The organism is Listeria sp. ILCC792 (assembly GCF_900186135.1).
In the GTDB taxonomy this organism is placed as follows: domain Bacteria; phylum Bacillota; class Bacilli; order Lactobacillales; family Listeriaceae; genus Listeria; species Listeria goaensis.
The window spans coordinates 1-12,432 of the sequence record NZ_FYBO01000002.1; the positions used below are offsets into that span (position 1 = coordinate 1).

The window sequence follows — 12,432 nt, forward strand, 5'->3', positions numbered from 1 at the left end:
TTTCCTGTTGCAATCGTAGTGTTACCTACTTTAATAGTTACATCTGCATTCGGTTCTGCCGTTCCTTCTGCTTTTGTAGAATCAGAATTTAAGGCATTAATTGTCGTTGGCGCAATATTACCTTGTGCAACCGTAGTATTCGCACTTTCTGTTTTGCCTTTCGCTGTTGCACTTGCCGTTACGACCGTTCCAAATGCTTGTTTTGGAATAGTCACACTGTATGTGCCATTTGCTTGAACAATACCACTTGCAATTTGGTTGTTGTTTTGATCTTTAAATACAATCGTTGCGTTTGGTTCCGCGGTTCCTTCTGCTTTCACGGAATCCGTTGTAAGTGAGTTAATCGTCGTTGGTGCAATATTACCTTGTGTGACGGTTGTATTCGCACTTGAAGATTTACCATTCTTACTTGCCGTTGCCGTTACAACAGTATTGACTGCTTGTTTCGGAATCGTAATGCTATATGTGCCGTTCGCTTGAACAACACCACTTGCAATTTGGTTGTTGTTTTGATCCTTAAATACAATCGTTGCGTTTGGTTCTGCGGTTCCTTCTGCTTTCACGGAATCCGTTGTAAGTGGATTAATTGTCGTCTGTGCAAGATCCGCCTGTGTAACTGACGTATTCGCACTGGACGATTTACCATTCTTACTTGCCGTTGCCGTTACAACAGTATTGACTGCTTGTTTCGGAATCGTAATGCTATATGTGCCGTTCGCTTGAACAACACCACTTGCGATTTGATTGTTGTTCTGATCTTTAAATACAATCGTTGCGTTTGGTTCTGCGGTTCCTTCTACTTTCACAGAATCCGTTGTAAGTGGATTAATTGTCGTTGGCGCAATATCTGCCTGTGTGACTGGCGTATTCGCACTAGACGTTTTTCCATTCTTACTTGCCGTTGCCGTTACGACCGTTCCAAATGCTTGTTTCGGTATAGTGACACTGTATGCCCCACTCGCTTGAACAACACCACTTGCGATTTGATTGTTATTTTGATCTTTAAATACAATCGTTGCGTTTGGTTCTGCGGTTCCTTCTACTTTCACAGAATCCGTTGTAAGTGGATTAATTGTCGTTGGTGCAATGTCTGCCTGAGTGACTAACGTATTCGCACTAGACGTTTTTCCATTCTTACTTGCCGTTGCCGTTACAACTGTTCCAAATGCTTGTTTCGGTATAGTGACACTGTATGCCCCATTCGCTTGAACAACACCACTTGCAATTTGGTTGTTGTTCTGGTCTTTAAATACAATCGTTGCATTCGGTTCGGCGGTTCCTTCCGCTTTCACAGAATTCGTTGTTAGAGAATTAATCGTCGTTGCTGCAATATTTCCTTGTGTGACTGGCGTATTCGCACTGGAAGACTTACCATTTTTCGTTGCATCTGCTGTCACAACGGTTCCGAATGCTTGTTTCGGAATCGTAATACTATATGTGCCATTTGCTAGAATAATCCCACTTGCAATCTGATTGTTGTTTTGATCTTTAATCACAATCGTTGCGTTCGGTTCTCCTGTTCCTTCTGCTTTCACAGAATCGGTTGTCAGTGGATTAATTGTTGTTTGTGCAATCTCATTTTGGGTTACTGCAGTATTCGCACTGGAAGACTTACCATTTTTTGTTGCGGTTGCCGTTACAATCGTTCCAAATGCTTGTTTCGGAATCGTCAGGCTGTAAGTTCCATCAGGTTGTACAATCCCACTTGCAAGTTGATTATTATCTTGATCTTTAATCACAATCATTGCATTTGGCTCGGCAATCCCTTCTGCCTTCACTGAATCTGTTGTAAGTGCATTAATCGTTGTTGGCGCAATGTCGCCTTGTGTAACCGTTGTTGGCGCTTGATTCGATGTTACATCATTTTTTGTCGCCGTTGCACTAACAATTGTTCCTACCGTTTGCTTCGGAATAGTGACACTATAGTTTCCACTTGAATCTACTTTTCCTGTTGCAATCGTTGTTTGACCTACTTTAATTGTAATATCCGCATTTGGTTCAGCAGTTCCCTCAGCTTTAATGGAATCTGTTGTTAACCCATTAATCGTTGTTGGAGCAAGAGTTCCTTGCGTTACAGTTGTATTCGCACTTGAAGATTTGCCATTCTTCGTTGCATCTGCTGTCACAACGGTTCCAAACGCTTGCTTCGGAATTGTAATACTATAAACACCACTTGCATTAGCCGTACCGGTTGCAATCGTTGTTGGTCCAACTTTAATTGCAATTGCCGCGTTTGGCTCGGCAGTTCCTTCTGCTTTCACAGAATCCGTGGTCAACGCATTAATCGTTGTTGGCACAAGGTTTCCTTGTGTCACCGTTGTATCCCCACTTGCTGATTTATCATTCTTCGTTGCCGTTGCTACCACAATCGTTCCAACTGCTTGTTTTGGAATCATCAGGCTGTAATTTCCATCTGATCCTACTTTCCCAGTCGCAATCATTGTTTGACCTACTTTAATCACAATATCTGCATTCGGCTCTGCTGTTCCTTCCGCTTTTACTGAATCTGTATTTAAAGCATTAATCCTTGTTGGTGCAAGATTTTCTTGCGTCACCGTTGTACTATCACTTGATGTTTTTCCATTCTTCGTTGCCGTTGCCGTTACAACCGTTCCAAACGCTTGTTTTGGAATTGTCACACTGTATGTGCCGTTTGCCTGAACAACGCCGCTTGCAATTTGATTGTTGTTTTGATCTTTAAATACAATCGTTGCATTCGGCTCGGCCGTTCCTTCTGCTTTCACGGAATCTGTATTTAAAGCATTAATCGTTGTTTTCGCAATGTTTCCTTGCGTCACCGTTGTACTATCACTTGATGTTTTACCACTTAATGTCGCTGTCGCCGTCACAACGGTTCCAACTGCTTGTTTTGGAATCATTAAATAGTACACGCCATCAGAACCTACTCGGCCACTCGCTAATTGATTATCATTTTGATCTTTAATCACAATCGTTGCATTTGGCTCTGCTGTTCCTTCTACTGATGTAGAATCTGTTGTTAGCGCATTAATCATCGTTGGCGCGATATTTCCTTGTGCCACGGTAGTAGAATCACTTTCAACCTTATCATTCTTGCTTGCTGTTGCCGTTACAACGGTTCCAGCGGCTTGTTTTGGAATCACCAGACTGTAGTTACCGTTTGCATCTACTTTCCCAGTTGCAATCGTCGTACCACCTATTTTAATCGCAATATCTGCATTTGGTTCTGCTGTTCCTTCTGCTTTTATAGAATCTGTCGTTAACGCATTAATCGTTGTTTTCGCAATATTTTCTTGCGTTACCGTTGTATGTGCGCTCGCAGTTTTCCCATTAGCCGTCGCAGTCGCTGTTATTACTGTCCCAACAGCTTGTTTTGGAATTCTAAAGAAATACGTACCATCTGGCGCTACACGACCACTTGCAAGTTGATTATCATTTTGATCTTTAATCACAATCGTTGCATTTGGTTCTGCTGTTCCCTCTGTCGATGTAGAATCTGTCGTTAGCTTACCAATCGTTGTCGGTGCAATACCACCTTGTGTGACAGTTGTGCTCGCACTTGCATTTTTCCCATTAGCCGTTGCCGTTGCCGTCACCACTGTTCCAACTACTTGTTTTGGAATAATAAGGTAGTACGTGCCATCAGAACTTACGCGGCCACTTGCAAGTTGGTTATTGCTTTGATCTTTAATCACAATCGTTGCATTTGGTTCCGCCGTCCCTTCTGCCACTGTAGAATCAGTTGTCAATTCACCAATTGTCGTCGGCGCAAGATTACCTTGCGTCACTGTTGTGCTTGCACTAGCAGACTTTTCATTCTTCGTTGCGGTTGCCGTTACAACTGTTCCAAATGGTTGTTTTGGAATTGTTAGGCTGTAAGTTCCATTCGCTTGAACAACACCACTTGCAAGTTGATTGTTGTTTTGATCTTTAATCACAATTGCCGCGTTTGGTTCCGCGGTTCCTTCGGCTTTCACAGAATCCGTTGTTAACGCATTAATCGTCGTTGGTGCAAGATTTTCTTGCGTCACTGTTGTATTCGCACTCTTCGTTTGGCCATTCTTCGTTGCAGTTGCTGTGACAACCGTTCCAACGGCTTGTTTTGGAATCATAATGCTGTAGTTTCCATCAGAACCTACTTTTCCACTCCCGATTTGCGTATTGTTTTGGTCTTTAATCACAATATCCACATTTGGTTCCGCGGTTCCTTCTGCTTTTACGGAATCCGTTGTTAATGCATTAATCGTTGTATCTGCAATAGTAGCAACTAGTGGTACTCTTGTTCTTGCAATTTCAAGATTTTCTGAGTTATAACCAATCGCATAGACTTCATCTGTTGCTGCATTTGTGATATCTGTACGTGCATAATATTGGAAGGTACCATCTGTTCCAACTGGAATCTTCGTAAGAGGCGTCCCATTTACAACAAGTCCTACTTTGACAACAGAACCTGTGTATGTTCCGCGTACATAAGAATCTACACCACCAACAACAAAGGTATTCGGTGTAATCGTTCCAACTTTTAAGTCGCCATCTTTCACCGTCACACGTTTCCGGTCTAATTCTTGATTGGATGCATCAAGACCCACTAAATACGCGACTTGATCCGTATTTGTTATCACGCCTTTTGCATAATATTCAAAGCTTCCTGTAACAGGAATGGTTGATTTTCTAACACCATCTACTTCGAGATACACTTTTGTAATATCCCCTGTTACTTCGGCTTGAATGCGACTGTCATAGCCCACATAGAAGCCTTCTTTCACCGTTACGGTTCCCGTATGTTCACGCGTAACTTCAGTAGAGGCACTCGATGTTTTTCCATTTGCAGTGGCTGTCGCCGTCACAATCGTACCTTCCGCTTGGGGAAGAATAATGAAAGTGTATGTTCCATCTGAACCAGCTTGTCCCACTGCAATGGTTGTTGTGCCTGCTTTAATCACCATATTTGCATTCGGTTCGGCAGTTCCTCGTACAATGGTTGATGCCGTTGTTAATGGTTCAATCGTCGTTTGCGCAATTGTTGCGCCTCCAGTTACGGTCGTATTTGCACTCGATGTTTTTCCATTTAAAGTAGCTGTAGCCGTTACCACAGTGCCTAGGGCTTGCTGTGAAATGGCCATAGTATAACGTCCATCTGAACCAATTCGTCCGCTTGCAATTTGATTATTATTTTGATCCCTCAATACAAGCGTTGCATTCGGTTCACCGGTTCCCGTCGCCTGCCTCGAATCCGTTGTTAACGAATTAATGGTCGTTTGTGCGATACGATCACTGATAACCGTCGTGTTGGCACTTGACGTTTTCCCATTAGCTGTCGCGGTTGCTGTTACTACAGTTCCTTCTGCTTGTTTAGAAATTGTCACCGTGTAAATCCCGTCAGAGCCAATTCGCCCACTCGCGATTTGATTGTTATTTTGATCTCTCAAAATTAATGAAGCATTCGGTTCACCAGTCCCTGATGCTGTTACCGAGTCCACTGTTAATGGATTAATTGTTGTTGGCTCGATAGTATCATTCGTAACAACTGTAAACGAGCTAGATGTCTTTCCATCTAATGTTGCCGTGGCCGTCACAACGGTTCCAGCCAATTGTTTTGGAATGGTCACACTGTAATTGCCATCTGAACCTACTCGGCCTAGTGCAATTTGGTTATTGTTCTGATCTCTCAAAACTAATGAAGCATTCGGTTCAGCGGTCCCTTCTGCTCGTACAGAATCTGTGTTCAATGGATTAATTGTCGTTTGCGCAATTTCATCCGAAATAACAGTCGTATTCGCGCTAGAGGTCTTTCCACCAGCTGTAGCCGTTGCAATGACAGTTACTCCAGCGGCTTGTTTTGGAATGGTCACGCTGTAATTGCCATCTGAACCTACTCTTCCTTCCCCAATTGTACTAGATCCGACTTTAATCGCAATAGCTGCATTCGGTTCTGCTTTCCCTTGCGCTACTGTCGAGTTCGTATTTAATGCATTAATGGTTGTTTGTGCAATGCTATCTTGTGTGACAGTTGTGCTCGCACTAGATGTTTGTCCATCTTTTGTTGCCGTCGCAGTTACAACCGTTCCAGCAGCTTGTTTTGGAATCACCACACTATACTTTCCATCTGAGCCTATTCGACCATTTGCAATTTGATTATTATTTTGATCTTTAAGAACCAAAATCGCATTTGGTTCAGCCGTTCCTTCTGCTGTTAGCGAATCGGTTGTTAAGGGTTTAATCGTTGTCGGTGCAATATTCCCTTGTGTCACAGTTGTATTCGCACTAGATGACTTTCCGTATATTGTAGCTGTGGCCGTCACAATGGTTCCAACTGTTTGTTTTGGAATCAAGAAATTATAATTTCCATCTGAACCCACACGACCTGATGCAAGCGTAGTTAAACCTGCTTTAATCACAATATCTGCATTCGGTTCAGCCGTTCCTTCTGCTGTCACAGAGTCTGTGTTTAAAGCATTGATGGTTGTTTGCGCAATATTTCCTTGTGTCACAGTTGTAGAGGCACTTTCATTTTCACCATTTTTAGTAGCAATTGCTGTGACAATCGTTCCAGCTATTTGCTTGGGTATTGTCACACTGTATGTGCCATTCGGCTGTACGGATCCTGTCGCCAATTGATTACCAAATTGATTACGAATCACAAGAGTAGCACCCGGTTCTGCGGTTCCTTCTGCCTTCACAGAGTCTGTTGTTAGCGCATTAATCGTTGTCGGTGCAATATTCCCTTGCGTTACCGTTGTATTCGCACTGGATGTTTGCCCATTTTTTGTTGCTGTGGCTGTCACAATTGTTCCAGCTACTTGTTTAGGTATTGTCACACTGTATGTGCCATTTTCAAGTATCTGACCTGTTCCAATTTGATTCCCAGACTGATTGCGAATCACAAGTGAGGCACCTGGTTCCCCTCTACCGGTTGCTAATGTTGAATCCGTTGTAAGGGGATTAATCGTTGTTTGCGCAATACTTCCTTGTGACACTGTAGTTTGCGCACTTTTTGATTGTCCATTAATTGTTGCAACTGCGGTTACAATCGTTCCAGCGGCTTGCTTTGGAATTGTAACATTATAAGTACCATCGCTGTTTACAGTCGTTGTCGTAAGCGTTGTTCCGCCTGCTGTTATAACAAGGCTAGCATTCGGCTCAGCCGTTCCCTGCGCAGTCAAAGAATTCGTTGTCAGCGGATTAATTGTCGTCTCGTCCATATTATCAATATCAACTAAACTTAGATTAGAAAACCGTGTGCTGCCTGTATTTGCGCTTCTAAAGATGTCAAAACTGATAGTTGTAAAATTACTCCGAGCCGTAAAGGTCAGACTTTGAGTGCCATAATTAGCAGACCAAGAACTACCCGTGGTTGCTAAAGTCCCTGCATTTGCACTAATATTATTGTAACCATCTAGGGCGTGGACCTTAAAAAGTGAATTACTTTGATTAATAACCGTGTAATTCAAAGTATATCTATGACCAGCAATTGTATTAACAGATTGGAACATAATTCCTGCGGGTCCGTTATCAACTGTTCTATTCATCCAAATATCCATGGAGCCATTTCCCTGTGGTTTTACACTCATTGTGTTAGGTCTGTAGCCATTAATAGCATAGGAACCATCTGAACTATTATAATCATAGCTTCTTACCGTTGTTCCACCATTGTATGCATTTGCGCCATCCCAAATACGAAAATCCCAGTTACTAATACCATTAAAATTACTGTTTTTTAACAGGTTTGCAGAATTAGACTGTAAAGCTCCTGATTTCAATTTTGGTGTTTGCGCTTCACTATCAGCCGCTCTCACTGTTAAAGCATTAAATGGAAACGCTGTCGCAATTGTAGAAGCTACCATTGTAGTTGTAATCGTACTGATTACTATCTTCTTTAATTTAGATTTTCTCATGATGCTTGTTCTCCTTTTAAATTTCATTTTTTACATAGAAAATACCTTTTACGTCAGGATTTCCTATAGCCTCCCTATTCAAAACTTCATCAATCCCCCCTTTTCCATATGTATATGCACACATATATTCATATTAGCATCTGAAAAATAGTCAAATTAGCTATAAAAACGGCTTTATTTACCTGTTTTATGTAATTTTTGTGACATTTTTTCTATCACATAAAAAAAAAGAAGGCTATTCCGTTCATTTTGCACGACGGATTTTGGGCATAAAAAAACACTCTCCAAAAGTTAGACCAAACATCTAGCTTTTGGAGAGTGACTCAAATTAACTGAGAGAAACTCCTATTTTACTTTTACAATCCAATCTTTCGGCGCTTCTTTATCACCAAATTGAATGCCACAAAGCTCATCATACAATTGCCTTGTAACAGGTCCTACTTCCGTTTCGCTATAAAACACATGGTAGTCATCTCCGTTTTGAATGCCGCCAATTGGTGTAATCACAGCAGCCGTTCCACAAGCGCCAGCTTCTTTATAATCATCCAATTGATCAATATATACATCGCCTTCTTCAACTTCCAACCCTAAGCGATGTTCCGCTAAATAAAGAAGGGAATATTTTGTGATACTAGGCAAAATGGAAGGCGAAAATGGTGTAACAAAACGGTTGTCTTTCGTAATTCCGAAAAAGTTAGCAGCCCCTACTTCCTCAATTTTTGTATGTGTGGCAGGGTCTAAATAAATCGCATCCGCGAAATTTCGTTTCTGCGCATTTTTCCCAGGTAAAAGACTAGAAGCATAGTTCCCACCAACTTTTGCGGCTCCTGTTCCTTTTGGCGCAGCACGGTCGTAATCTGATACAACGAAACTAGCTGGTTGCAAACCACCTTTAAAATAAGCGCCAACTGGTGTACAGAAAATCGAAAAGATATATTCAGGTGCAGCATGAACACCAACGTTATCACCAACACCAATAACAAACGGACGCAAGTAAAGTGTTCCACCTGTTCCATATGGCGGAATAAATTCTTCATTCGCTTTAACAACTTCTCGACATGCTTCAATAAATTTTTCAGTCGGAATCGTTGGCATCAAAAGCCGTTCACAACTTCTTTGCATTCTTTGCGCGTTTTGATCCGGTCGAAACAGATTAATCGATCCATCTTTTGCTCGGTAAGCTTTTAAACCTTCGAAACACTGTTGTCCGTAGTGAAGGGCTGTCGATCCCTCACTAATATGAAGTACATTATCCTCAGTAAGCGTTCCAGCATCCCATTCGCCATCTTTCCAATGAGAAATATAGCGCTTATCTGTTTTAATATAACCAAAACCTAAATTAGCCCAATCAATATCTTTTGCCATTTTCTTCCCTACTTTCTGTGTACTCAACTTATTTCATAAGTATAGCATAACTTTTCTAGCCTTACAGTATTTTTTCTCTAGCTCGAAGCAGCAAATAAACTAAATAGAGAGTATTTTCTAACTTTTTAACTAAAAATAAGCAAATTATACTCCCTTTTTCAATAAATCATGATAAAATGAAGACATTCTTTAAAAATAAAAATTGGCGAGAGGAGAGATTGACGATGGCTGAAGGTAAAATGCTCGAAGAAAAATTGTTTAGTAAACATTTGAATGAGGAAATGGACATCATTATTTACTTACCACCGGATTACTCACCTCTTTATAAATACCCACTTTTTATCGTTCAAGACGGGAAAGATTATTTAAGCTTTGGGAAGTTGCCTAAATTTGTCGATGAACTGACGAACCAGAACAGGATTCAAAAAGCCATTTTTGCTTGTTTACCGTATAAAACAGTGGAGGACAGACGCAGAAAATATCATCCAGATGGTGAACAAAATGAAGCATACATGCGCTTTTTAGCCCATGAACTCGTCCCCTATTTAGAAAATCAGTTTCCTTCCTTTCAAATGGCAAACAGTCGCTTTTTAATGGGGGATTCACTCGGAGCAAGCGTTTCTTTAAAAGCAGCGCTTAAATATCCATTCACCTTTGGAAATGTCATTTTACATTCGCCTTTTGTAAATGATGACCTTTTAGAACTCGTTCAAGCAGCAAACCCAGCTGCCCTTAAAGTCTTCCATATCATCGGGGACGCAGAAACTGAAGTGGAAACGACCGATAACCAAGTCGCTAATTTCTTAGAACCAAACGAAAAACTCCATTTTCTTATTGAAAAGAAAGGTTTTGAGTCTGAATTTCATCTATTTAACGGTGGTCACCGCTGGAAATATTGGCAACCGTTTATTAAAACTAGCTTAACTTTTATGCTTCCAACTCATACATTTGATTTAGAGAGCATGGGCGTTTAACGAAGGGAGAAAGAATTTTGACAGTAAAGAAAGTAGTAAACGAACAAATGCGCAAAGAGGCCTTACAAATTCGCTTTGATGTATTTGTTACCGAACAACATGTTGATCCAGAATTAGAATGGGACGAATTTGATAACGATCCTTCCACAATCATGTTTATCGACTATGATGACGACGGTACACCACTTGCCACAGGCCGTTTGCGTATCCTGCCTAATTACGGAAAAGTAGAACGCATTTGTGCACAGAAAAAAGCACGTGGCAAAGGCTCCGGTCGAAGAATTATGGAAACCATTGAACAAGAAGCCAAACAACAAGGTGCATCAAAACTAAAACTGGGTGGTCAAGTCACAGCGATTCCATTTTATGAAAAGCTCGGTTACACAGTTTGTTCCGATATTTTCATGGATGCAGGCATCGAACATAAAGAAATGGAAAAAAACATTTAAAAAATAGCCTTTTAAGGCTATTTTTTTATTAATATTTGTTAAAGAACACACAATTTCATGTATAATGAAGCTTGTTGAAAGGAGTGGTTAATATGAATAAATTAATTTGGGGTTGCCGCATTTTTTACATAAGTACGATGCTTCTCCTCTTTTATGTACTTGATTACTATCATTTTTTAATTTTAAATATCACATTAGCTTATATTCCTTTTGAACTAGCTGTTTTTCTACATAAAAAAAAGCGACCTGCCATCATTTTTTGGATTTTGGCTGCCGCTTGGCTCCTATTTTTCCCTAATGCTTTTTATTTAGTTACCGACTTCTTTCATTTAAAACAGTTTAATATTTATGATTATAACGGTATTCTTCAAAAAGATAGTTTATTATGGCAAAGCTTTACCGTCATGTCGGGAGCGGTGTTTTTTGGCCTTTTCGTTGGCAACCTGTCCCTTCGTTTCATTTTAGATGCCATAAAAGAGCGCACGAATTGGCGTGAATCCATTCTCGTCCCCATCATTTTACTTTTATCAAGTTACGGTATTTATTTAGGACGCTTTGATCGCCTGCACACTGTCCACCTTTTGACAGAGCCGAGCAACGTTCTACGCAGTATTTTAAATGTTTCGGGCTTTCAATTTGAGTTTATTATCTATTTTTTCATTTTACAATTAATGCTTTACCTTATGTTTCGCTATTTCCCAAAATCCACAAATTAACTTAACATTTCAACGGTTCCATCGTTTTTGCCAATAATAAGCTCGTCCGCTATACCTAAAAAAAGACCATGCTCCACAATGCCTGATAAACTGTCTAATTCGTTAGCCAGTTTTTTTGCGTCTAATAGCGGATAAATCTCTAAATCTAAAATCATATTCCCATTATTCGTCAGAAAAACCTCTCCATCTTGCGCATAACGCACATTTGCCCCGATATTTTGCTTTTTAAGTGCTCGTTCCACATATTTATAACTAAAAGGGAGCACTTCAACTGGCAAACAAAATTTTCCGAGCACTTCCACCACTTTTGATTCATCCACGACCCAAATATTCCGTTTTGAAATAAGCGCAACTAATTTTTCGCGAAGAAGCGCACCGCCGCCGCCTTTAATCCCTGCAAAATCCCGCGTAACTTCATCTGCGCCATCAATTGTGACGTCAATTTCTGTTACTTCGTTAAAGGAAAGTAAAGGAATATGCCACTTTTTCGCCAGTTCCTCCGTTTCAATTGATGTCGCAACGCCTTTTATTTGCAAGCCAGCTTGCACAAGCTCCCCTAGTTTTTCAATCGTATAAAAAACCGTACTTCCTGTTCCAAGACCAACAATCATGCCATCTTGAACTGCTTCACAAGCCTTCTCGCCTGCCATACGTTTTGACTCCATTCTGTCCACTCCTTCTTATTTAACCTTACAATTTTAAAAGAATCCTCTCGACAAAAAATGCATTTTATAGCGTATTCTCGCATAAATCTTTAAAAATTCGTCTTTCTTCTCTCGTATTCACACTCTAATCTTACAAAAATGTAATTAGACTTTTCAATACAAGTGAGTTACATTATATGATAGTTACGTATTTAAATTTAACATTTGTAACATAATAGACATAAACGGGGTGAATAGATGCAAAAAGTAAAGTTGTTTTTTCATAAGCCAGCCACGATTTTTATACTTAAAACAGCATTCTATTTAGCTGTTTTACTTGGACTTTTATGGTTTTACGGCTTCAAAAACCCAAATAGCACCAATTTTATTTATAACGAATTTTAAAAAGA

The 12,432-nt window shown here is 40.4% G+C and carries 7 protein-coding genes; 4 read left to right on the plus strand and 3 right to left on the minus strand.

Annotated elements, in window-relative coordinates; genetic code table 11:
* Window positions 1-7,874: Ig-like domain-containing protein (locus CFS60_RS02620; protein ID WP_088838794.1), on the minus strand; the 7,874-nt coding region annotated here is incomplete at its 3' end.
* 345 nt (window positions 7,875-8,219) lie between these two features.
* Entirely contained in the window at window positions 8,220-9,266 is a 1,047-nt protein-coding gene (locus CFS60_RS02625) for a branched-chain amino acid aminotransferase (protein ID WP_255377373.1), read from the minus strand.
* 197 nt (window positions 9,267-9,463) lie between these two features.
* Between CFS60_RS02625 and CFS60_RS02630 the strand changes: the two genes are divergently transcribed.
* From CFS60_RS02630 to CFS60_RS02640, 3 genes are all read left to right on the plus strand, one after another.
* Window positions 9,464-10,213: an esterase family protein gene (locus CFS60_RS02630; RefSeq protein WP_088838795.1), complete on the plus strand. Its 750-nt coding sequence runs from the start codon at window positions 9,464-9,466 to the stop codon at window positions 10,211-10,213.
* A 17-nt stretch (window positions 10,214-10,230) separates the two neighbouring features.
* Window positions 10,231-10,662: a GNAT family N-acetyltransferase gene (locus CFS60_RS02635; RefSeq protein ID WP_179946371.1), complete on the plus strand. Its 432-nt coding sequence runs from the start codon at window positions 10,231-10,233 to the stop codon at window positions 10,660-10,662.
* A 92-nt stretch (window positions 10,663-10,754) separates the two neighbouring features.
* Window positions 10,755-11,378: a DUF1361 domain-containing protein gene (locus tag CFS60_RS02640; RefSeq protein ID WP_088838796.1), complete on the plus strand. Its 624-nt coding sequence runs from the start codon at window positions 10,755-10,757 to the stop codon at window positions 11,376-11,378.
* Here CFS60_RS02640 and rpiA read toward each other — a convergent pair.
* Window positions 11,375-12,043, minus strand: a complete 669-nt coding sequence (gene rpiA / locus CFS60_RS02645) for a ribose-5-phosphate isomerase RpiA (RefSeq protein WP_088809083.1) — start codon at window positions 12,041-12,043, stop codon at window positions 11,375-11,377. The two genes, CFS60_RS02640 and rpiA, sit on opposite strands and share 4 nt — an antisense overlap.
* Window positions 12,044-12,280: 237 nt before the next feature.
* On the opposite strand from rpiA, the gene CFS60_RS02650 reads away from it, so the two are divergent.
* The gene (locus tag CFS60_RS02650; RefSeq protein WP_088809084.1) at window positions 12,281-12,427 is read left to right on the plus strand and encodes a teichoic acid D-Ala incorporation-associated protein DltX; all 147 of its coding nucleotides are present in this window, start codon (window positions 12,281-12,283) and stop codon (window positions 12,425-12,427) included.
* Window positions 12,428-12,432 lie beyond the last annotated feature (5 nt).